General features: G+C 40.5%; 20 protein-coding genes. 12 read left to right on the top strand and 8 right to left on the bottom strand.

The genetic code is table 11. The annotated features are described in order from the left end of the window. Positions 1–37: 37 nt before the first annotated feature. A complete protein-coding gene (locus ACH30E_RS09210; RefSeq protein ID WP_294996456.1) occupies positions 38–427 on the top strand; it encodes an RNA-binding S4 domain-containing protein in 390 nt (129 codons plus the stop codon). Between the two features lie 537 nt (positions 428–964). After that, positions 965–1648, top strand: coding sequence for a tRNA (guanosine(37)-N1)-methyltransferase TrmD (trmD, locus tag ACH30E_RS09205; RefSeq protein ID WP_490824567.1), 684 nt, complete (start codon positions 965–967; stop codon positions 1646–1648). A gap of 429 nt (positions 1649–2077) precedes the next feature. Here trmD and ACH30E_RS09200 read toward each other — a convergent pair whose 3' ends face one another. Then, complete coding sequence (locus ACH30E_RS09200) at positions 2078–5212, bottom strand: WD40/YVTN/BNR-like repeat-containing protein (RefSeq protein ID WP_490824566.1); 3135 nt, start codon at positions 5210–5212, stop codon at positions 2078–2080. Between the two features lie 411 nt (positions 5213–5623). Continuing rightward, complete coding sequence (locus tag ACH30E_RS09195) at positions 5624–6481, bottom strand: hypothetical protein (protein WP_294996450.1); 858 nt, start codon at positions 6479–6481, stop codon at positions 5624–5626. A 130-nt stretch (positions 6482–6611) separates the two neighbouring features. On the opposite strand from ACH30E_RS09195, the gene ade reads away from it, so the two are divergent. Continuing rightward, the gene (ade, locus tag ACH30E_RS09190; RefSeq protein ID WP_490824564.1) at positions 6612–8276 is read left to right on the top strand and encodes an adenine deaminase; all 1665 of its coding nucleotides are present in this window, start codon (positions 6612–6614) and stop codon (positions 8274–8276) included. Positions 8277–8372: 96 nt separating this feature from the next. On the opposite strand, the gene ACH30E_RS09185 is transcribed toward ade, so the two are convergent. Beyond that, positions 8373–8804, bottom strand: a complete 432-nt coding sequence (locus ACH30E_RS09185; protein ID WP_294996444.1) for a hypothetical protein — start codon at positions 8802–8804, stop codon at positions 8373–8375. Positions 8805–8974: 170 nt separating this feature from the next. On the opposite strand from ACH30E_RS09185, the gene upp reads away from it, so the two are divergent. Together upp and ACH30E_RS09175 are read left to right on the top strand one after the other, a co-directional pair. Then, positions 8975–9628 (top strand): uracil phosphoribosyltransferase, encoded by a 654-nt coding sequence (gene upp / locus ACH30E_RS09180; RefSeq protein WP_294996442.1) that lies wholly within the window; start codon positions 8975–8977, stop codon positions 9626–9628. Positions 9629–9738: 110 nt separating this feature from the next. Next, positions 9739–10752: a PorP/SprF family type IX secretion system membrane protein gene (locus ACH30E_RS09175; RefSeq protein WP_490824562.1), complete on the top strand. Its 1014-nt coding sequence runs from the start codon at positions 9739–9741 to the stop codon at positions 10750–10752. A 19-nt stretch (positions 10753–10771) separates the two neighbouring features. Here ACH30E_RS09175 and ACH30E_RS09170 read toward each other — a convergent pair whose 3' ends face one another. Next, entirely contained in the window at positions 10772–11413 is a 642-nt protein-coding gene (locus ACH30E_RS09170) for a DNA-3-methyladenine glycosylase (RefSeq protein ID WP_490824561.1), read from the bottom strand. Positions 11414–11462: 49 nt separating this feature from the next. Between ACH30E_RS09170 and ACH30E_RS09165 the strand changes: the two genes are divergently transcribed. Together ACH30E_RS09165 and ACH30E_RS09160 are read left to right on the top strand one after the other, a co-directional pair. After that, the gene (locus ACH30E_RS09165) at positions 11463–12230 is read left to right on the top strand and encodes an EI24 domain-containing protein (RefSeq protein ID WP_490824559.1); all 768 of its coding nucleotides are present in this window, start codon (positions 11463–11465) and stop codon (positions 12228–12230) included. Further along, positions 12227–12928 (top strand): SAM-dependent methyltransferase, encoded by a 702-nt coding sequence (locus ACH30E_RS09160; protein ID WP_490824558.1) that lies wholly within the window; start codon positions 12227–12229, stop codon positions 12926–12928. The genes ACH30E_RS09165 and ACH30E_RS09160 overlap by 4 nt, the downstream gene beginning before the upstream one ends. A 329-nt stretch (positions 12929–13257) precedes the next feature. Here ACH30E_RS09160 and ACH30E_RS09155 read toward each other — a convergent pair whose 3' ends face one another. Both ACH30E_RS09155 and ACH30E_RS09150 read right to left on the bottom strand, forming a co-directional pair. Next, positions 13258–13650, bottom strand: a complete 393-nt coding sequence (locus ACH30E_RS09155; protein ID WP_490824556.1) for a DUF8785 domain-containing protein — start codon at positions 13648–13650, stop codon at positions 13258–13260. 1 nt (position 13651) lies between these two features. Continuing rightward, entirely contained in the window at positions 13652–15016 is a 1365-nt protein-coding gene (locus tag ACH30E_RS09150; protein ID WP_490824555.1) for a M20/M25/M40 family metallo-hydrolase, read from the bottom strand. Positions 15017–15229: 213 nt separating this feature from the next. Between ACH30E_RS09150 and bshA the strand changes: the two genes are divergently transcribed. Beyond that, on the top strand, positions 15230–16366 hold the full coding sequence (gene bshA, locus ACH30E_RS09145) for an N-acetyl-alpha-D-glucosaminyl L-malate synthase BshA (RefSeq protein WP_294996423.1): 1137 nt from the start codon (positions 15230–15232) through the stop codon (positions 16364–16366). 67 nt (positions 16367–16433) lie between these two features. Here the strand turns inward: bshA and ACH30E_RS09140 are convergent, their stop codons facing one another. Further along, positions 16434–16946: a gamma carbonic anhydrase family protein gene (locus ACH30E_RS09140; RefSeq protein ID WP_490824553.1), complete on the bottom strand. Its 513-nt coding sequence runs from the start codon at positions 16944–16946 to the stop codon at positions 16434–16436. Positions 16947–16984: 38 nt separating this feature from the next. Here ACH30E_RS09140 and ACH30E_RS09135 point away from each other — a divergent pair, with 38 nt between their 5' ends. Continuing rightward, entirely contained in the window at positions 16985–18202 is a 1218-nt protein-coding gene (locus tag ACH30E_RS09135; RefSeq protein ID WP_490824552.1) for an aspartate aminotransferase family protein, read from the top strand. A 61-nt stretch (positions 18203–18263) separates the two neighbouring features. Here the strand turns inward: ACH30E_RS09135 and rsgA are convergent, their stop codons facing one another. After that, positions 18264–19187: a ribosome small subunit-dependent GTPase A gene (rsgA, locus tag ACH30E_RS09130; RefSeq protein ID WP_490824551.1), complete on the bottom strand. Its 924-nt coding sequence runs from the start codon at positions 19185–19187 to the stop codon at positions 18264–18266. A 434-nt stretch (positions 19188–19621) separates the two neighbouring features. On the opposite strand from rsgA, the gene ubiE reads away from it, so the two are divergent. From ubiE to ACH30E_RS09115, 3 genes are read left to right on the top strand one after another with little or no spacing between them, the layout of a single operon-like run. Next, positions 19622–20365, top strand: a complete 744-nt coding sequence (gene ubiE / locus ACH30E_RS09125; RefSeq protein ID WP_294996413.1) for a bifunctional demethylmenaquinone methyltransferase/2-methoxy-6-polyprenyl-1,4-benzoquinol methylase UbiE — start codon at positions 19622–19624, stop codon at positions 20363–20365. A gap of 38 nt (positions 20366–20403) precedes the next feature. Continuing rightward, positions 20404–21057, top strand: coding sequence for a type IX secretion/gliding motility protein PorT/SprT (gene porT, locus ACH30E_RS09120; protein ID WP_294996410.1), 654 nt, complete (start codon positions 20404–20406; stop codon positions 21055–21057). Between the two features lie 57 nt (positions 21058–21114). After that, complete coding sequence (locus ACH30E_RS09115) at positions 21115–22455, top strand: dihydroorotase (RefSeq protein ID WP_490824549.1); 1341 nt, start codon at positions 21115–21117, stop codon at positions 22453–22455. Positions 22456–22503 lie beyond the last annotated feature (48 nt).

The raw sequence follows: 22503 nt of genomic DNA, 5'->3' as shown, positions 1-22503 counted from the left end.
CAAGGAGCAAATAAATTATTTGCTCCTTCTTTTTACTATGAGTGAAGTCAAAGAAAAATTACGAATCGATAAATACCTCTGGGCCATACGTTTGTTTAAAACAAGGAGCCAGGCAGGTGATGCCTGCAGTAAAGGCAAAGTAAAAATGAATGGCACTGCTGTTAAAGCTTCTCGCATCGTTACCGTTGGAGATGAATATGAAGTTAAAACAGAAACAAAAAGATGGGTGGTAAAAGTAACAGGCTTATTGGACCATCGTGTACAGTACAGCGAAGCCATAAAATTCTATATCGACCTCACCCCGGCTGAAGAACTGGATCGGGTAAAATATGAAGCAGCTACCTACCAGACAGGAAAGCGACTGAGTAAAATCGGAAGACCTACTAAAAAGCAAAGACGTGACCTCGGCGATTTTTTAGCCGATTAAATATTTCTCACGTTCTGATTCTCACTGAACGCTCTGCTTATTCGACCTGACTTTATTTATAGTACGAATTAATGCAACTGAATCGTGGTGATAAAAGCTTCGGTTTACAAAAAACTGATTCTCAATCAGACACTCTGATGTATCATATTGTGAAAATAAAAAAACTTGGATTCATCATCCCATAGGGGAGAGAGGAGTTACCAGGTATAACAGCATAAAATATGTTTTTTTTACTTTCAGAGAAATTTTTCACCTAATGCAAATTCAAGTAATCAAATATTTCTTTAAGCAACTGGCTTTAAGAAATATCTGGTTGCGATAAATGCACTATCTGCTATTAATAGAACACAGATTTTCATGATTTTCAAGATCTATCATGATAAATCTTGAAAATCATGAGGATCTGTGTTCCATCATACGCGACACCTACAGCTCGCTGTTAAATTTCCCCGGACAGCAATGGCTTGCAGCTTGTGGCCTGAAGCCAAATTTCCTGAACAAAAGGAATTCCTTAGCTGTCTTTCATACCTTTGCAGTATGTTACACATTCACCTATTAACCGTATTACCGGAATTACTGGAGAGTCCTTTTTCACACAGTATCATGAAAAGGGCACAGGAAAAAGGTTTATTAGAAATACATGTTCACCAGCTACGTAAATGGGCCGTGAACAAATATGGCATGGTAGACGATTATCAGTATGGAGGTGGCGCAGGAATGGTAATGATGTGTGAACCATTGGCAAATGCCATTGATGAACTTCAGAAAGATTACCCATTCGATGAAATTATATATATGACACCCGATGGAAGTCGTTTTGATCAACGCAAAGCGAACCTGCTCTCACTAAAGGGTAACTTATTAATCATTTGTGGTCACTATAAAGGCATAGATGAAAGAATTCGTCAGCAATATGTAACCATGGAGATTTCCATCGGTGACTATGTACTCAGTGGCGGAGAACTGGCTGCGGCTGTAGTTGTTGATGCAATTGGCCGACTCATTCCCGGCGTATTAAATGATGAAACTTCTGCACTCACAGATTCCTTCCAGGACGATCTGCTTGCACCTCCGGTTTATACCAGGCCCGCAGATTTCAGGGGCATGAAAGTTCCGGAAATTCTTTTGCAGGGCGATCCTAAAAAAGTGGAAGAGTGGAGATATGAGCAGGCACTCGAGCGAACGAAAGAGAGAAGACCGGATTTGATGTCGGATGTCTGATGGCGGATGGCAAATGGCAGATGTCAGATCTCAGATCTCAGATTTGGATGTCTGATGGCTGATGGCGGATGTCGGATTTGGATGTCTGATGGCGGATGGCGGATGTCGGATTTTTGGTATGGTGCTTAATTCGATATTGTTGGTTATAAAGCGCGGTTTTTGGGGTTTTACTTATTTCATTTTTTTTACCGAAAGTATAGTAATGAAGATGGTCTTAGCTGCATAAGGCCTATGGTTATTGGAAAGTTTTTTTTGCAACAGTTTTTAAGTTTTGTTACATCATCAATAAGTTGATTAATTAGTTGGTATAGTTTATAAAGAAGCCATAGATACTTGAAATATCTATGGCTTCTTATTTTTGAAGTTTATTAGCAGTTCCTTATTAATGCCAATCAAGGCTTGCTGCTAAATTTACTCAGGCACGAATGATTATTTAATACCAATTACCGGTACCTGCTTTTCATTAATCAGTTTATTCAACGCTTTTACATCATTTTCCATGATGAGTTTCAATTTCCCAAGTTGAACATCTGCCTGTCCACCTAATTCTGCAAATGCTTCTTTGGCCTGTTTGCTTGGCGGGTTTTGTCCGCTGGAAGCAACACCGTATAAGCCAGCCAGTTTATCATTCAATCTAATCGGGAAATTCAATACATCCTGACTGCTTTTCGCTTTGGTTTGATACAGGGCTTCTTCAATGGCAGTTATTTTTTTATTAATACTGTCTGCAAATTGTTTGATTTCTTTATTGCCTTCGAGTCTACCGGTGAATTCATTCATCTGTGTTCTTAAAGCACGGATATTTTTAATAGCTTTTTGCACTTCACTAAACTTATCCCGTACTTGTAAGAGGAAACTAACTTGTTCATCGTATCCAGCTTCTGTAGTTGCGTAGTTAGGATTTGGTTTAATTTCAAATGGCACATCTACTGAATCTTTACCAAAACGAATACGTGCTTTATATTTTCCTGGGGCAGCTTTGGGAGATCCAATACTTCCGTTCCAGAGAATCAATCCATCCAAGCGTTCAGCTGGCGGATACAGCATATCCCATTCAAACTGATTCATTCCTTCAGTGAAACTTATTTTATCAGATGCTTCACGGGCATTTTTACTGAAGGTTCTGATTGGCTTAGACTGCTTATCAAAAACCGTCACTGAAACCCTTGAGCTATCGGTAACGCCTTTCAGGTAATAATTAATAACTACACCTGTGGGAGGGTTTGCACCCATGTTATTTTGCGTTCCGCCAAAATTTCTTCTGCCTCTTCCACCTCCTTCAGATCTGTAAACCGGGTTTACATCGAATACATGTAATTTCTTTTCTGTCAATGCAGGATTCATTTGTTGTATTACGCTCAAATCATCCAATACCCAGAAAGCACGACCCTGTGTTGCTACAATCAGGTCGTTTTCTTTAATAGTTAAATCTGTGATAGGTGTTTCAGGAAGGTTGAGCTGGAATTTCTTCCAGTTGGCACCATCATCAAAACTAATGTACATACCATATTCTGTTCCTGCATATAATAATCCCGGACGTTTTTTATCTGCACGAATTGCCCTGGCAAAATGCATTTTTTCGATGCCATTGGTAATTTTTTTCCAGGTTTTACCATAGTCTTCAGTTTTGTAGATATAAGGCGTAAAGTCATCCAGTTTATACTTAGTCCCTACAACATAAGCCGTTCCTTTTTTGAATGGATCTGTTTCAATGCAGTTCCACATCATCCATTTACCAGCGTCTGCAGGGGTTACGTTCTCCCAGTTTTTACCTCCGTCTTTACTGATGTGTAATAATCCATCATCACTACCTGTCCATAATAAATCTTTTTCCAAAACAGATTCTGCAGCAGTAAAAATGGTGCAATAGTATTCTACTGAGGTATTATCTTTTGTAATCGGACCACCACTGGACACTTGGCGGCTTTTATCATTGGTAGTTAAATCCGGGCTGATGATTTCCCAGCTCTGTCCTTCATTTTCAGTTACAAACAAATGGTTACCTGCTGTATATAATCGTTTAGGATTATGTGGTGAGAAGAAGATGGGAAAATTCCACTGGAATCGATATTTCAATACATCGGCTCCTGCACCCATCGGATTATCCGGCCAAACATTGATAGCCCTGTTTTCTCCGGTGCGATGGTCTAATCGTGCAAGGTATCCACCATAATTACCTCCATAAACAATATCCGGATTCAGTGGATCTGCAACCACATAACCACTTTCAGAACCTGCAGTTACTTCCCAGTCACGATCGGTGATACCAGCTCCTGCACCACGACTTTTAATCCTGATAGTAGAATTATCCTGCTGTGCGCCAAGTATTCGATATGGATAAGCATTATCAGTTGATACGCGATAAAACTGACCTGTTGGTTGATTATCCATGGTACTCCAATTATCAGCTGCATCAAAACTTACCTGAGCGCCGCCATCATCTGCCACAATCATCCTATTACCATTTTCCGGATCAATCCATAAATCATGGTGATCGCCATGAGGCGTTCTTACACTTTGAAAAGTACGTCCGCCGTCACGACTGCGCATGAAACCCACATTCAAAGCATAGACAAGGTTTTCATTTTTAGGGTCGACAAAAATTTTGCTGTAGTACCATGCGCGCTGTCTGATATTATTATCACTACTGGTTAAAGACCATGTTTCACCTGCATCATTACTTGTATATAGTCCACCATTGGCATTTTCAACGATAGCATACACTTTATCCGTGTTTGAAGGAGCAATGGCTACACCTACAATACCCCAGACTCCTTTTGGAAGTCCTTTTGCTGTGCTGATATTTGTCCAGGTTTCGCCACCATCCGTACTCTTATACATACCGCTTCCTTCGCCACCACTTTCTAAACTGTAGGGTGTACGGATTAGTCTCCACATACCTGCATACAAAACACCCGGGTTTTCCGGATCAATTACAAGATCTGAAGCTCCCGTCTGGTTATTTACATACAGTACTTTTTTCCAGGTTTTACCACCATCTGTTGTTTTAAACACACCTCTTTCTTCGTGAGGACCAAACAAATGACCTAATGCAGCAACCCAAACAGTATTCGGATCGCGCGGATGTATGATGATCCTGATAATATGGCGCCCTTCTTTCAAGCCAAGATTTTTCCATGTGCGTCCGCCATCATCACTACGCCACATTCCGTTTAATCCTTCTGCCACATTACCCCGAACGGTGTTCTCTCCTTCACCTACATAAATGATATTATCATCGCTGGGAGCTACTGCAATTGCACCTATATTTCCACCAAGCGATTTTTCTCCGATAGCTTTCCAATTACTTCCCCCATCAGTGGTTTTCCATAGACCACCACCAGTAGCACCAAAATAAAAAGTCGTTTTGTTTTTAAAACTTCCAGCAACCGCAGCACTTCTGCCGCCCCGGAAAGGACCAACCAGCCTGTACTTCAAGCTTTCCATAAAAACAGCTTCAGGATCTTTGATTGGGGTAGTTGTTTTCCTGGTATCAGGTTTCTGAGCAATGAGTTGTGTTATTGTCAATAGAGCAATTGACAACAACCAGTAGTTTTTTTTCATACGCAGTATTAAATTGGGAAAGTAATGTACGAAAAAGCGAGTAAAAAATGAATGTCAAGTCATTGATGTCAGGGAAAATTGGCTGCAAGCTTCAAGCCGCAAGCTACAAGCTTTGATGGGTGCTTATTATAGATTTTCTGCTTTTACTGGAATTAAAAGAGGGGGAGAAAATTTAAAGTCAGTTGCTTAAAGAAATATTTGGTTGCCTTAAATACACTATCTGCTATTAATAGAACACAGATTTTCATGATTTTCAAGATCTATCATGATAAATCCTGAAAATCATGAAAATCTGTGTTCCATCATACGCGAAACCTACAGCTCGCAGTTCAAATTCTCCGGACAACAATGAATGTCCAATGTTGAAATAACCACTTGTACATTCAACATTGGATATTGGACATTCTTCTGTTACTTCACTTTATACCAAACTTCATCCACCGGTTCATTCAACCTGATATCGAGGTGCTCGATGACGGTTTCTACCGGGCCTAGACTAATCACTTGTTTCATCGGAAATTTAATTCCGGCAATTTCTTTGTAGTCGCTGTATTGAATAGACACTTTGAGGTTACGTCTGCCGCCACCCATCATACGCATGATACTGCCAAAGCCAGACATTGCAGCGGCCATATCATCAGTTGCATCTACCTGTTGAACCAGCAGGGTATTTTTATTGATGAAAAATGTACCAACCAAACCATCTTTCATGGTCAACTTAATCTTGTAGCATTCTTCTTTATTAATTTTTGAAGTGCCCTGTAATTCAGCTGTGTAACCCTTTTTTGCATAGTCAACCAGCATTGAAAATGCGCCGGCACAATCAAGTTCAAACTGTTGTTTTTTGAGATCATCATCCGTCATTTTAGTGATTGTCGGACTATTACCCGTATTTCCTCCACCGCCTCTTTGTCCACCACCACCACCTGGCCCACCAAAACCACCTCCTCCGAAATTAGGCATTGCTGGCACCAGGATATATCCTGCTGTATCTGTTACCATCGTCCAGGAATTACCCATACCCATAATACCACCCATCTGTTTGCGGTATAATTTGCCTCTTTCACGAATACTATTGAGGTTTATATCGAAGGTTTGTCCCATCATATTCATTTTCATCACACTTTCCATTTGAAGTGTTTTAATGGCTTTCAGTTTATTCTTTCCACCATTGGCTTCTTCATATTGGCCGATTATTTCTTCCACAGTTTGTGCTGAGGCACATAAAGTGAGCAATAACACTAAACTCGTCAGGATTTGCTTTTTCATTGTTTTGTATTTTCTGTACCTGTAAACTTACAGACAGTTTTGTTAGTATGCAGCGGTTTAACTAAAAGATATGATGAATGGGGGAAGCCCCTGTATAACAGTACATCCGCAGAAGAATTATCTTTGTATTATGAATGCAAACAGTCATTTCAGCGTTTCGGGCAAATTGGTAGATATTCAAAAAAAAATGATTTATCCGGCAAAGGTTCAGGTTAAAGAGGGACAGATCACTCATATCGAAGCATTGCCAGCAGATAGTCCGATACCCGACCATTATTTGCTACCAGGATTTATCGATAGCCACGTACACATTGAAAGCAGCATGCTTATCCCTTCGGAGTTTGCAAGACTTGCTGTTGTTCACGGCACGGTTGGTACTGTGAGCGATCCGCATGAAATTGCCAATGTGTGTGGTATTGCCGGGGTTGATTACATGATTGAAAATGGAAAAAAAGTTCCATTCAAATTCAATTTCGGTGCCCCGAGTTGTGTACCGGCAACTGTATTTGAAACGGCGGGAGCTGCTTTAGACAGTGTTGCGGTTGAAGCATTATTACAAAGACCTGAAATTGCCTACCTAAGTGAAATGATGAATTTTCCGGGTGTATTATTCAATGACCCGGAAGTGATGAAAAAAATTGCGGCTGCACATAAGGCCGGGAAACCGGTTGATGGACATGCACCTGGTTTGAGGGGTGATGATGCAAAAAGATATATTGGAGCAGGTATTTCTACCGACCACGAATGTTTTACCCTTGATGAGGCACTTGATAAATTGCAATACGGTATGAAAATTATCATCCGTGAAGGAAGTGCAGCAAGAAATTTTGAAGCATTGATTGATCTCTTGGAAGACCATCCCAACCAGGTTCTTTTTTGCAGCGACGATAAACACCCTGACAGTTTGGTTGCCGGACATATCAATGATTTATGCGCAAGGGCAGTAGCAAAAGGTATCGATGTATTTCATGTTTTGAAAGCCGCCTGCATAAACCCTGTTTTACATTACAGACTGCCTGTTGGTTTATTACAGGAAGGTGATCCTGCAGATTTTATTGTTGTAAAGGATTTGACAACATTTAAAGTGTTGGAAACCTATATCAATGGCAAATTAGTAGCTAAAGAAGGTAAGAGTTTAATCGAACAGGTAGCGGCAGACACGATTAATCAGTTTAGCTGTAAGCCTGTAACTGCCAACGATATGAAAATTGCCCAAAAACAATATCCGAATACAGAAGGAATGATTCCAGTTATGGAAGCGCTTGATGGACAACTCATCACCAATAAACTTTCCCTTCCAGGATTTTTGGAAGATGGATTTTGGCAAGCAAATGTTGAGGATGATATATTAAAAATGGTGGTGGTAAACCGATACTTTGATGCCCCGGTTGCGAAATGCTTTATTAAAAATTTTGGTTTGAAGAAAGGTGCCATTGCATCATCAGTTGCGCATGATAGTCATAATATTGTTGCAGTAGGCGTAGATGATGAAAGTTTAGCCGCTGCAATCAATCTGGTAATTGCCGAAAAAGGTGGTGTTAGTTGTTATGCCAATGCTGATAATCAGCAGGTACTCGGATTACCTGTTGCGGGTTTAATGAGTATAAATGATGGATATACTGTTGCAGAAGCATATACAAATATTGATCGTATGGCCAAGCAATTAGGGTCAACCCTTCAGGCACCTTTTATGACCTTGAGTTTTATGGCATTATTGGTGATACCACACCTAAAACTCAGCGACAAAGGATTATTTGATGGTGATGGTTTTGCCCTTCTATCTAAAACTGAATAAGTTAAGCTTTTAACTATTGCTTTCCGGGAGAAAACAGCTAAAGGCTAAAAGCTGTCCCACAATGGTCTCTAATAGAAATCAAAAGCCTGTTTAAAATTATTCTGCTGCGGAAATATCTCCGGAAGCTTTGTTGATGCTGATGGCAACACTATCCGTTCCCTTGGGTGCGAAATATTTTGTTTTGAATTTGATAGTTTTTCCCGGACCGATATTTTCATAGATGGTTTCGAGCCCTTCATCGAGTTTAACACCTGTTTTACTGTAAAAGGATAGTCTCAATTCAACATCTTTATACCAGCAAATGGTTGCTTTATTTGAAATGGAACCCTTGACTACAGTTTGTCCTATCAGGTTTTTTCTATCTGTATTACTTACCATCAGGAAACGCTTCGGGTTATTTTTTTCCTTTTCGGCCAGTGTTTCTTTTACCGTTTCATAGCTGTTATTATCAAAGTTTTTTTCTTTTTTGTCGCTTTTACAGGCTGCGAACAGCGCCAATACGACCAAAACCACCAGGTATTTTTGCATAAGGGCTTATAATTTCCTCCAAAATAAGCCATTCCCTGTTTTTATTCCGTTAAAAACTTATGAGAGAACATTTCCAGCGAGACGATGATTCCCAGCCTTTAAACTTAAATTTCTCATTCCAGCAGATAGATTTTAGTTTTGAAGCCTTTAGCAACCTATATATCTGAACCATGATTGTAAACCTTAGTCAGGAGCATAGCCTCGTTAGCAACTGGGTATCTGAATTACGAGATGTAAATATCCAGGGTGATCGTATGCGTTTTCGCCGTAACCTGGAACGTATCGGAGAAATTGCCGCTTATGAAATCAGCAAGCGTTTACCTCATACAATTGTAGAAGTACCTACCCCACTTGGTACCCACGAGAGTAAACGGCTGGAGCAACAACCTGTATTGGCTACCATACTAAGAGCAGGTTTACCCATGCATAATGGAATGCTGAATTATTTCGACAAAGCAGACAATGCATTTATCTCTGCCTACAGAAAACACCATCGCGATGGCTCTTTTGAGATTAGCCTCGAATATATGAGTTGTCCAACCCTTGATAACCGTATTGTGATCATCAGCGACCCAATGCTTGCAACAGGTGCTTCGATTGTGAAAACAATCCAATATATGAAAGACGAGGGCACTCCAAGTGAGTTTCATGTTGTGGTGGCCATTGCCTGTACTGTAGGTATTGAACTCATTCACAGAGAATGTGGCGATAAAATACATATCTGGTGTGGTGATATCGATGATGAACTTACTGCCAAAGGGTATATAGTACCCGGACTTGGAGATGCCGGAGACCTTGCTTTCGGCACTAAAAATCAATCCTGACCCGAGCAGCGATCCTGTCATTTTTCTGGTCAACCCTATGCGTTAAGGACAACCTAATGTTCCGGCCACGCGTATATGATTTAACCAGATTATCTTAAATTCGACGCCGAGTGAAAAAGCTGTACCAAATAAGCTGCATGGGATTATTACTGATGTTATCATTAAATGCATCAGCACAGGATCCTAATTTCTCACAGTTTTTCTCCTCTCCGCTTACCCTCAACCCGGCTTTTACAGGTAAATTTTTCGGTAGTTATAGAATAGCTGGTAATTACAGGAACCAATGGCCCAGTATTGAGAAAGCCTACACAACAGCAACTGCTTCTGCAGACTTTCAAATCATGAAAGACAAAATTTCCAGTAATGATACCTGGGGATTGGGATTTATGGGCTATACAGATAACAGTGCCAATGGCGCAGTTAAGTTTAATTATGGGGCCATATCTACTGCATACCATAAAGGACTGGATGAAGACGGCTTTCACCAGTTAGGTGCCGGTTTTCAAGTTACTTATGCCAATATGCTGATCAATACCAATATGCTGAAATTCCAGGATCAGTTAACTACATCAGGTTTTACAGGTGTAACTTCCGAAGTCTTTAATTCTGGTGTATTAAAAGCCAGTTATGTTGATGTGAATGCAGGATTATTGTACAATGGCAGCACCAATGAGCGCAATAACTTCTACTTTGGCATCAGCATGTACCACCTCAACCGGCCTAAGCAATCGTTTACCGGAGCTAACTACATACTACCAACCCGCACTACCGTACATGCAGGAACTTATTTTCCGGTAGGAACAACCACTTCACTGCATTTAACCGGTATGCAAATGTTTCAGGGTGGCACATCATCAACCATGCTGGGGGCCGCACTTCAATTCAATACCAATCCGGATGATATTAAAGCAACCAGTTTATATGTAGGTACCTGGATGCGATTTAAGGACGCAATTATACCCTACGTAGGACTTGAATTTGACGATTTCAGACTTGGGGTTAGTTATGATTATAATTCATCTTCTTTAAAAACGGCCTCTATGAATCGCGGTGGAATTGAGTTATCGTTGATCTATATAAGAAGACCTTCTTCTGATAAGATTGTTAACTGTCCAAAGTTCTAGTCATTTTATACTGCCGGCTTTATCCTGTTTTATTCAGTTTATGTGGTGTAACCTGTGGGTGACCTTTTACAATGTATCTATAGGGTAGCAGTGCATCTTCCGCAGCATAATCAACCCCTATCCTGGGTGTGGCGAGTATAGCAGTTTTTTTAACCCGATAGCCATCATCTGCAATAAATATCTCTGTGCTACATAAATCAATGCCGGTATGTGGCACCCTTAGCCCCAGCGCTTTTGCAACATTACCTGGTCCTCTGCCAACCGAAGGGTCTGGTTTTAATTTTTTCATTCTTTCAAGCATAATAGGCATGCCTATTATGGGCTCAATGCCTCTTATCAAAACCGCATGGGGATTGCCCTCTATGCCTGTAACTACATTGAATAAGTGGTGTATACCATAACAGAGGTAAACATAGGCTCGCCCGCCTTCCCGATACATTACAGCAGTTCTATTAGTAAACCTTCCACCATAAGCATGCGAGGCTTTGTCAACTATACCATTATACGCTTCTGTTTCCACTATACGTCCGCCAGTAACCTTGTTATCAAAACAGGTAATCAGTATTTTTCCAATCAGGTCTCTTGCAATGGCACAAACATTATTGCTTCGGTAAAATGCTTGCGTTAATTGCTGCTGCCTGTATTCTGTTAAAGCTTTCACTGGATAAACATACTGAATACATTAACTTAGTGGATCAAAACCACTCCTTTTGCTCAAAGAACTCATCATAGCCATACAATCCTACATTCAGGCACACCATTTTATTGTGCGTCATAAGCTATGGAAATGGATTTTAATACCTGGTATTTTATATACCCTGCTTTTTATTACCGGAATGTATTATTTCGGGCAAACTGCTGCTGATTTTATTGAATGGATGACCCTAAAAACAGGACTGAGAACATGGATCGATGAATTATCAAGCAGCTTTATCGGCTTTCTCTTTGTATTCGGTACTACCCTGATGTGGCTTGTATTAATGCTTTTGTATTTTTCATTGTTCAAATATCTTTTCCTAATTCTTGGGTCGCCTTTATTTGCTTACCTGAGTGAAAAAACTGCCGCAATTATTGAAGGAAAAGAATACCCATTCAGTTTTAAACAGCTCGGGAAAGATATTCTGAGGGGTATTTCCATTGCTTTACGAAATAGTGTATGGCAAACTGTTTATGTGCTGGCAATTCTAGTGTTAAGTTTAATTCCATTAGTCGGATGGTTAACACCCATTCTGGCAATTTTGGTAGAATGTTATTATTATGGATTTTCTATGCTGGACTATACCATGGAACGCCAGAAAAAAACACCTGCTGAAAGTATTTATTATATTGGTCATCATAAAGGGCTCGCTTTGGGTAATGGCATAATTTTTTATATGATGCATATACTTCCGGTAGTTGGATGGATATTAGCACCTGCTTATGCAGTTGTAGCAGCCACACTGAGTACTTACCCTGCCAATGAAAGAAACAAGGCATGACCGGAAAAGTATACCTGATACCTACTGTACTGCATGAGGAGGCTTTGGAAACCATTCCTTCATATATACTCAATGCAGTAAAAGATTGCACTGTATTTTTTGTTGAACAAGAAAAAACTGCACGTCGTTTCCTGAAAAAAATATGGAAAGAAATGGTCATTGATGACTACCAATGGTTTGTTATTCACAAAGCTGAATCATCCGTTAAAGCAAACTTTACCCAGTTATTAAAGGCGGGAAAAAATATTGGCATCATAAGTGAAGCTGGTTGCCCTGGCATTGCTGATCCCGGTCAAATACTGGTAGAGGCGGCCCAGCAAATCGGGGCAACAGTTAAACCCCTTGTAGGACCTAGTTCAATACTTCTTGCTTTAATGGCCAGTGGTATGAACGGACAATCTTTTCAGTTCCACGGGTATTTACCCATTGATGCTGCAGAGAGAAAGAAAAAAATCAAAGAGCTGGAAACTGATTCACATAAAAGAAACTGCACACAGATTTTTATAGAAACTCCTTATCGTAATAATCCACTAATCAAGGACTTGGTTCAATATTGTCGTCAGGAAACAAAGCTTTGTATTGCGGTAGACATTACAGCTCCTGCTGAGTCTATTCAAACCAAAACCATAAAGGAATGGAAAAACCAACTGCCAGACATTCATAAACGGTTGGCAATATTTTTACTCCATGCTACCTAATAAATAACCCTGCGCTACCTCCTTTATCTCTCGTTCTCTGCGGTAAAATTCATACTTGAGAAATGGGGTGAGGAATATTACAGCTCCTGCCGAGTCTATTCAAACCAAAACCATAAAGGAATGGAAAAACCAACTGCCAGACATTCATAAACGTCTGGCAATATTCTTACTCCATGCCACCTAATAAAAACCCTGCGCCACCTCCTTTATCTCTCGTTCTCTGCGGTAAAATTCATACTTGAGAAAAGGGTGAGGAATATGGAACGCAGATTTTCATGATTCTCAAGATTTATCATGAAAATCCGTGTCCAATCAATCCGCTTAAAAGGTTATTTTGGTGTGATGACACTTTCTGTTGATGTAGCTCTTACTTCATAAACGCTATCCACAATGTTTCTTTCCAGGCCTCTCCATGGCAAAGTGCCAATATATCTTTTATAATGCAGTTCAACTTCTTTACCTGAACACCTTAGCAATTCTTCAGCAACAGATTCACTGGTTACACTAAAATCAAATTCATTACTCTGAACATTAGCCCTGAAACCACTTTGAATGATTTTACCTTCCCATGTTTTAAATAATATTCCCTTTTTCTGAAAAGTATTTAATTGTCCAGCTTTGGTACCTTCCGCATAAATAAAATAATAGCGCCAGTATATGAAGATTACCAAGGCGAGAAGCAAGACCGTAACGATGGTCCAGATAATTTTACGTTTATTCATATTATAGACCGTATTTATCAACAAGGTAAATTAACCCTGCCATATTCACTGCACCCAATAACAACTCTCTTTTATTTACATTCTCAAAAACATCTGTACGTGCATGGTGTAAGTCGAAATATCGCTGAGGGTCGGGAAGAAAGCCTGCAATAGGTGTTCCGAAAAGTCTGTTCAGTGGACCAATATCTGCTCCACCCCCACTTCCCGACATATCTTCGGTGCCATATGGTTTTAACAATGATAACCACTGTTGTGCTTTCTCATGCTTCTCTTTGGTTGCCGTAAAACCAAAACCTCTTGGTGTAAATCCACCTTCATCACTTTCGAGGGCGAAAATGTGTTTTTCTCCTTTTTGTTTTGCTACTTCTGCGTATTTATTACCACCTCGCATGCCATTTTCTTCATTTGCAAACAATACAAAGCGAATCGTTCTTTTTGGTGTATAACCTATAGCTTTTAAAGCGCGCATTACTTCAATAGTATGCACTACACCAGCGCCATCATCATGCGCCCCTTCATTTACATCCCAACTGTCTAAATGGCCTCCTACAGTGATGATTTCATCTGGATAAGTACTCCCTTTCAGTTCACCGATTACGTTATGCCCAATGGTATCTGGTAAAAATTTGGCACTTGTTTTCATCGTAACTTTTACGACAGATTTTTTGCAGAGTACCCAAACATAATCTGCATCTCTTGGCCCCATGGCAATGGCTGGTATTTTAGGAAATGAATCATTATAAACTGTACTGCCTGTATGCGGGTCATTGGCCGTTGATTCTGTCAGGGAGCGGATCATAACCGCAACTGCACCATATTTTGCAGCGGCGCTGGGTCCTGCCCTGCGGGAAACACCAGTTTGCCCGTAGGATATGAATGGTTTAATATTAGTTGGGTCAAATGAGTGATTAAAATAGACAATTTTACCTTTCACTTCCGACTTACGTTTATCCATTTCCTCAAAGCTGTTGAATGCAATAACTTCTGCAGTAACGGGCTTTCCATTGCCCAGGGAATTACCTAATGCAAGTACGTCCAGTTTTTTATTTATTGTTTTACCATCTGCGCTTAATATGGTAGCTTCTTCTTTACCATAACGCACCCAGCGGGGTACCATACATTCCTGGAGATACACATTATCGGCCCCCATTTCTTTTAGGGCTTTTTCACCCCAGGCTTCCGCTTTATACATTTGTGGGGAACCAGCCAAACGCCCGCCAACCTGTTTCGTGAGCTGGTACAATAAATCATACGCTTTTCCATTGCGTAGTATTTCATCCGATATTTTTTTGATCATTGCCGCGTCTTCCTGCTGAGCCAGCAAGGCAATGGGTGAGAGTAATAAAAGGAGTATCAATTTTTTCATAAGCCTAAAGTTAATCATTTGTCATGTTTTCGCCAGTTATATGAATGGAAAACAGGATTGGGATAATTGTTGTTAATTGCAGGGGAAAGATTGTGATCTTTGATCTATAGACCATAGACCATAGACCATAGACCATAGACCATGGACTATGGACTATGGGCTATCGACTATCAACCATAAGCTAATAGGCTTCCAAATTAAACAAATAGAAACATGCGTATCGGAATAGTTTGTTACCCAACATTTGGTGGTAGCGGGGTACTGGCCACTGAGTTAGGGAAAGCATTGGCGGATGAAGGGCATCAGGTACATTTTATTACTTATCAGCAGCCGGTAAGGCTGAATGTTTTCAATGCCAATATTTTTTATCATGAAGTAAGGGTGCCTACCTATCCGCTTTTTGATTATCCGCCATATGAAGTGGCGCTTGCCAGCACCATGGTTGATGTTATCATGAACCACGATTTAGATCTGTTGCATGTACACTATGCAATACCACATGCTTCTGCTGCATATATGGCCAAGCAGATAGTTAAGCAGAAAGCAAATAGAAATGTACCGGTTATTACTACATTACACGGAACAGATATTACACTGGTTGGTAAGGATAAGACTTACGAACCCGTTGTGACTTTTTCAATAAACGAAAGCGATGCGATTACTGCTGTATCGCAAAATTTAAGAGAAGAAACATTTAAGTTCTTCCCTATTCAAAAGGAGATTGAAGTGATCCACAACTTTGTGGATGTTAGTCGTTTTAATAAAAAACCCATTGACGCATTTCGTAAAGTGGTTGCTCCTAATGGGGAGAAAATACTTATACATGCATCCAATTTCAGGAAGGTAAAAAGGGTGGTTGATGTGATCCATATTTTTGCCAATGTAAGAAAAGCCATGCCGGCTAAATTACTAATGGTTGGCGATGGACCTGAACGACCAGGCATGGAAGAACTGAGTCGTGAATTGGGCATAGAAGACGATGTGCGTTTCCTGGGTAAGCAGGAGCAAATGGAAGATATACTGGCAGTTAGTGATGTATTCCTGTTACCATCTGAATATGAAAGTTTTGGATTGGCTGCCTTAGAAGCCATGGCCGCCAGATCGGTAGTCATCAGTTCTAATGCAGGTGGCTTAAGTGAAATAAATATTCAGGGTGAAACCGGTTTTATGGCCAATGTAGGTGATGTTGCCAGCATGAGCCAATATGCGATTGAATTATTACAGGACGATACAAAAATGGAGAATATGAAAGAAGCTGCCTACCAGCAAGCTTGCAGGTTCGACATTAAAAACATCATTCCGGTTTACGAAAAATTATACAGCCGCTTCTGCAGAATGGGGCCTTGTTGATTGCAAATAGCATTCCATAGATTATAGACCATGGTCCATAGTCTATAATCTATGGACCAAAAGTTCCTTACTTAAACCAGGAAGCATACATCACATAATTATTCGAAATACGATCTATTTCGCCATGGATCAGCTCCTGTGATATATCTTTTACTTTTTTAGCAGGTACTCCCGCATAAATACAGCCTGCTTCTACAACCGTTCCTTCCAATACAACGGCACCCGCAGCTATGATAGAATTACTATGAACCACACAACGATCCATTACAATGGCACCCATGCCGATTAATACATTATCATGTATAGTACAGCCATGTACCAGTGCATTATGACCGATAGAAACATTGTTACCTATTTCGGTTGGGTTTTTCTGGTACGTACAATGAATGACTGCTCCATCCTGGATATTCACTTTATTACCCATTTTTATATAGTGAACATCCCCTCTCACCACGGCATTGAACCATATACTGCAGTCGTTACCCATTACCACGTCGCCAACTATAGTGGCATTGGGCGCTATAAAACAATTTTCACCTAATTGTGGATGTTTACCGAGAACCGGGAGAATTACTGGCATAAAATATCGAATTTCGAATGCGTAATAAATGAACTTTAATGAAAGTTAGTAAAATGAGTGGTATTTCTAACAGACAAGTTTTTTTGCAGCATGTTGCACAAACATCACAAGCACCTATTGGCATTGAAATGACAAAAGCGGAAGGCATTCATTTATGGGATGCAGAGGGGAAAAAATATGTGGACCTTATCTCCGGTTTCAGTGTTTGTAATATCGGTCATAGTCATCCAGCTGTAGTAAAAGCTGTACAGGAACAGGCCGCCACTTATATGCATCTGATTGTGTATGGAGAATTTATAGAAAGTCCGCAGGTACAATATGCTAAACTACTCATAGATCATTTACCCACTTTATTGAATTGTGTTTATTTCACCAACAGCGGTGCCGAAGCAACAGAAGGTGCAATGAAATTAGCCAAACGAATTACAGGTCGTTCAAAAATCATTGCATTCAATAATGCCTACCATGGCAGTACACAAGGGGCATTAAGTATCATGGGTGGTGAATATTGGCGAAATGCATTCAGACCCTTGCTACCCGATATACATCATTATAATTACGACGATGATCTTGTGATAGATGCGATCGATTCAACGGTGGCTTGTGTGGTAATGGAAACTGTGCAGGCAGAAAGCGGTATCACTGCCCCACGAAAAGAATGGCTGGAAAAAATCAGGCAAAAATGCAATGAGCATTGCGTGTTACTCATATTCGATGAAATACAGGCAGGTTTTGGAAGAACAGGTACGCTATGGGCATTTGAACAATTTGATGTTGTTCCCGATATTTTATTGTTAGGCAAGGCACTAGGTGGTGGAATGCCCTTAGGTGCATTTATTGCAGACAGGAAATTAATGTCAACCCTAACCTATGATCCTGTGCTTGGTCATATCACCACTTTTGGTGGTCACCCCGTATCATGTGCGGCTGGTAAAGCAGCTTTTGAAGTATTAACCAACAGTGGTATGATTGATACCGTTGAAAAAAAGGCAGAAATACTAAATAAGAAGCTCAATCACCCTGCCATCAAGGATAAAAAAATACATGGACTATGGATGTCGCTGCAATTTCAGGATGCTGAAACGAATCAAAAAATTGTTCATCAATGTGTAAAGAATGGTTTAATAACCGACTGGTTTCTCTTCGCCCCAGACAGGCTGCGAATAGCACCTCCATTAATCATTACAACGGAAGAACTGGAAGAAGTTTGTGAGGTTGTTTTGAAGAGTATTGAGGAGGTTGTGAATGGTGAATAGTGAATAGTGAGTAAAATTATTCACCCAAACTACTCACAATTCACCATTCACCATTCACATCTCACCATTCCTCCTCCATCGTATCCAAAATAGTACGATAGCTGATATATCTTTCTTCGGAAATGATTCCATCTATTACGGCCTTCTTGATGCCGCAGTTGGGTTCTTCAATGTGCATGCAGTTATTAAACTGGCAGTTTTGTATGCGGTCGCGCATTTCGGGGAAATAGTGAGCGAGTTCTTCTTTGCTTACATCAACAATACCTAGCTCACGAATACCGGGGGTATCAATTATTTGTCCGCCACCTGGCAGGTCGAACATTTCTGCGAAAGTGGTGGTATGTAATCCTTTTCCGCTCCATCCACTTACTTCCTGTGTGCGTAGTTTGAATTCAGGGAATAGCGCATTAATAAACGTAGACTTACCAACGCCACTATGTCCACTGAGTAAGGAAACCTTATTATGTAACAATGCTTTTACTTCTTCCAATCCTCTTTGTTCTGCCACACTGCACAATAAAACACTATAACCGATAGCTTCATAAATTTCTTTTAGCCGCTCAAATTTCTCTAACTCTTTCTTTTTATAGAGATCCGCCTTATTGAAAACTATGATGGCGGGTACATGAAAAGCTTCACAAGAAATTAAAAAGCGATCCATAAAACCCTGTGATGTTTTAGGATCTTTCAGGGTAACAAATAACAGGCTCTGGTCGAGATTAGAAGCTATTATATGATGTTGGTGTTTATTATGGGGAGACACCCTTGCCACATAATTTTTCCGGTCATAAATCTCACTGATGATTGCCGATTCTTCCTGAATAGCTTCGATCTCCATTTCCACTTCATCACCTACCGCAATAGGATTGGTAGAGGTAATACCCTCTATTTTCATAACCCCTTTGATACGTGCCTGGTAGGTTTTACCATCTTCCCCCCTGGCGACATACCAACTACCGGTAGATTTATAAATTCTGGCTTTCATGAGCCACGAAGATAATACGCGGTTATGGGTTTTAACGTATCTATATGGGGGCTTGAAAGCAAGGCAGCTAAAAAGGGCGATTAGCTACATGCTTCAAGCTTCAAGCTGCAAGCCTTGATTTGTGCATGTTTAAGGATTTCAGCAATTATTCGTTTTAATGGGAAGGCCTACTAATTAGGCACTTCCTCTCCCTGTAAGATTTATGTTTATAATACGCTTGCCTCCAATTTATTTCATCATTAGCAGAAAGCCTAAAATAACCACGAATCAAGGCTTGCAGCTTGAAGCTTGTAGCTTGCAGCCTATTCCCTAGACAGTACTCTAAGCTGATTTAACCCAGAACAGCGAATATTTGCGAAACATTAACCCCTGTTTTGAGCGGTATAAGTCTACAAACACTGACCTTCAGGCCGGAATTCAATATCTTTGCCGATATGGCACAATTTGCGCACGACGAAGTGGTTCCTAACCCGGAGAGTGGTCAGGGTAAAAAGGAACAGGTGGCGGAGATGTTTAACAGTATTGCTTTCAGGTACGATTTTCTGAATCGTTTCCTCACAGCAGGGGTTGATGTACAATGGCGAAAAAAAGCCATCAGGCAGTTAAAAGCCGTTCAACCTCAACTGGTACTGGATGTGGCTACGGGCACAGGAGATGTAGCCATTATGACACACAGGATATTGAAGACCAAAAAGATCATTGGCATAGATATTTCTGAAGGAATGTTGGCTTTGGGTAGAGAAAAACTAACCAAACTCGGATTGAATGAGGCAATTGAGCTTCAAACAGGCGACAGTGAAACCATTCATTTTCCAGATAATCATTTCGATGCCATTACCGTGGCCTTTGGTGTTCGGAACTTTGCACACCTGGATAAAGGTTTGGCAGAAATGTTCCGGGTACTAAAACCAGGAGGTAAACTGGTGGTGCTGGAGTTTTCAAGACCGAGTCAGCCATTGTTCAGAAAACTGTGCGACTTTTATACCAATGTAGTTACCCCTGGAGTGGGTGGCTTATTTGCTAAAAATAAAAATGCTTACCAATACCTGAACGATAGTGTTCAAGCCTTTCCGGAAGGGCAGAATTTTTTAAATATTATGCATGAAGCAGGATTTACCCAAACTTATTTGAAAAAACTCAGTTTCGGAATATGCACCATTTATTGCGGAAGCAAGTAATCCTGCTATCTCTCTTTATTACCTGTACACTGGCTGTTATGGCACAGAAACAGCGTTATCGTCCAAACCACGATGACCTGCCTTATTATTTTGGTCTTACCCTAGGCTATAACAGCTCCTTTTTGCACCAGCAGAAATCGCCTCTTTTTTTACAAAACGATTCGATTCTGGCGGTACGACCTGGTTCTAGTGGTGGTATTACCATGGGATTACTAGCCACGGTAAAAATGACCGACCACCTTGAGTTCCGTGCAAACCCCCAACTAATTATCGGCGGGTCAAAATACATTGATTATAGTTTGGGTAAACCCCGACCTGGAGAAGCGGCGCTTCAAAGACAAACACTGCCGGCTACCCTGATCAGCTTACCCCTTCATTTTAAATTCAATTCAGATAGAATTGGCAATTTTAAAACATACCTGCTTGGTGGTATTAAGTTGGATACGGATCTTTCTTCCAATTCAGCAGCCCGATTATCTGAAGATCTATTAAAGCTGAAAAGAAATGATTTTGGTTTTGAGGCTGGCATTGGCTTCAACTTTTACCTGCCTTTTGTTACCGTATCTCCGGAAATAAAATTCAGTTATGGGTTGTCCAATATCCATCAATACGACCCTACCCTGCGCTTCTCTAATGTGCTCGACAAAATACAGTCGCGCATGATCATTTTCTCCATTCACCTCGAAGATTAAGGTTTAGTGAGAATGATGTAATAAATTGCATTGCTTGCCACAAAGGCAATCTTTGTTATGAAGGATTATATCATTAAAAATGCTGGCATCGTAAACGAAGGCAGTATAACTTATGGCGATGTATGGATCAGGAATGCACGTATCGAACAAATCGGCGCCAACCTGAGTCCAGCTATAAATGCCATTGAAATAGATGGCAGTAACCAATTATTATTACCAGGCGTAATAGATGACCAGGTACATTTTCGGGAACCAGGTTTAACCCATAAAGCAACCATCTACACCGAAGCTAAAGCCGCAGTTGCCGGAGGTGTAACCAGTTTTATGGAAATGCCGAATACCAGTCCACCGGCATTTACCCATGATTTATTGGAGCAGAAATATGAAACAGGAAAGAATACTTCGCTGGCTAATTATTCCTTCTTCATGGGAACATCCAATGATAACCTGGAAGAGATATTACGTACCAATGATAAGAAGAACGAGATATGTGGTGTAAAAATATTTATGGGATCATCCACCGGCAACCTGCTGGTAGATAATCCGCTGGTGTTGGAAAAAGTATTTGCAGGGTCTGAATTATTGATTGCCACGCATTGCGAAGAAGAAAGTATCATCAAACAAAATTTCCAGGCACTAAAAGCAAAGAAAGGAATACTGGAGCCTGCAGATCACCCAATCATAAGAAACGAAGATGCTTGCTTTGAATCATCTTTCAAAGCCATACAATACGCTAAGAAATATAATACCCGTTTGCATATACTACATATCACCACTGAAAAAGAGTTACAGCTATTTGGCAATATGCTGCCACTGGCAGAAAAAAGAATCACTTCTGAAGTATGTGTGCACCACCTGCATTTTACCAGTGATGATTATGCTAGACTGGGCAACCAGATTAAATGCAATCCTGCAATTAAAGCGCCGCATAACCGTAAAGCTCTTTGGGAAGCATTACTCGACGATCGCCTGGATGTTATCGCCACCGATCATGCCCCACATACCTGGGCTGAGAAGCTGGAAGACTATGAACATGCACATGCAGGCTTACCGTTGGTGCAACATTCCCTTGGACTAATGCTGCACTATGTAAAAGAAGGAAAGATCAGTATTGAGAAAGTGGTAGAGAAGATGAGTCATGCAGTAGCAACCTGTTTTCAGATAAAGGACCGGGGCTTTATCAGGGAAGGTTATTATGCTGACCTAGTACTGGTTAACATGAATGAAGGTTATACTATTCAGAAAGATAATATTCTCTATAAATGTGGATGGAGCCCTTTAGAAGGACAATTTATACCAGCTACTGTTGAATATACTTTTGTAAATGGTCATCCTGTATATGGAAAAGGGGTATTTGATGAATCTAAGAAAGGGATGAGGTTGGGGTTTGAGCGATAGAGGTTAAGTCGGAAAGTCCGATGACCGGAAGTCCGGAAGTTATGTAGA

This window comes from Sediminibacterium sp. FW305-C-61 (assembly GCF_058231065.1).
This window is presented reverse-complemented; position numbering and strand designations above follow the sequence as displayed.

Excerpts from the sequence above, each read along its gene's own strand:
- ACH30E_RS09210 (WP_294996456.1), top strand. The coding sequence starts at position 38 with ATGAGTGAAGTCAAAGAAAAATTACGAATCGATAAATACCTCTGGGCC.
- ACH30E_RS09115 (WP_490824549.1), top strand. The coding sequence starts at position 21,115 with ATGAAGGATTATATCATTAAAAATGCTGGCATCGTAAACGAAGGCAGT.
- upp (WP_294996442.1), top strand. The coding sequence starts at position 8,975 with ATGATTGTAAACCTTAGTCAGGAGCATAGCCTCGTTAGCAACTGGGTA.
- ACH30E_RS09185 (WP_294996444.1), bottom strand. The coding sequence starts at position 8,804 with ATGCAAAAATACCTGGTGGTTTTGGTCGTATTGGCGCTGTTCGCAGCC.
- porT (WP_294996410.1), top strand. The coding sequence starts at position 20,404 with ATGGCACAGAAACAGCGTTATCGTCCAAACCACGATGACCTGCCTTAT.
- ubiE (WP_294996413.1), top strand. The coding sequence starts at position 19,622 with ATGGCACAATTTGCGCACGACGAAGTGGTTCCTAACCCGGAGAGTGGT.
- rsgA (WP_490824551.1), bottom strand. The coding sequence starts at position 19,187 with ATGAAAGCCAGAATTTATAAATCTACCGGTAGTTGGTATGTCGCCAGG.
- trmD (WP_490824567.1), top strand. The coding sequence starts at position 965 with ATGTTACACATTCACCTATTAACCGTATTACCGGAATTACTGGAGAGT.
- bshA (WP_294996423.1), top strand. The coding sequence starts at position 15,230 with ATGCGTATCGGAATAGTTTGTTACCCAACATTTGGTGGTAGCGGGGTA.
- ACH30E_RS09150 (WP_490824555.1), bottom strand. The coding sequence starts at position 15,016 with ATGAAAAAATTGATACTCCTTTTATTACTCTCACCCATTGCCTTGCTG.
- ACH30E_RS09195 (WP_294996450.1), bottom strand. The coding sequence starts at position 6,481 with ATGAAAAAGCAAATCCTGACGAGTTTAGTGTTATTGCTCACTTTATGT.
- ACH30E_RS09160 (WP_490824558.1), top strand. The coding sequence starts at position 12,227 with ATGACCGGAAAAGTATACCTGATACCTACTGTACTGCATGAGGAGGCT.
- ACH30E_RS09140 (WP_490824553.1), bottom strand. The coding sequence starts at position 16,946 with ATGCCAGTAATTCTCCCGGTTCTCGGTAAACATCCACAATTAGGTGAA.
- ACH30E_RS09155 (WP_490824556.1), bottom strand. The coding sequence starts at position 13,650 with ATGAATAAACGTAAAATTATCTGGACCATCGTTACGGTCTTGCTTCTC.
- ACH30E_RS09200 (WP_490824566.1), bottom strand. The coding sequence starts at position 5,212 with ATGAAAAAAAACTACTGGTTGTTGTCAATTGCTCTATTGACAATAACA.
- ade (WP_490824564.1), top strand. The coding sequence starts at position 6,612 with ATGAATGCAAACAGTCATTTCAGCGTTTCGGGCAAATTGGTAGATATT.
- ACH30E_RS09135 (WP_490824552.1), top strand. The coding sequence starts at position 16,985 with ATGAAAGTTAGTAAAATGAGTGGTATTTCTAACAGACAAGTTTTTTTG.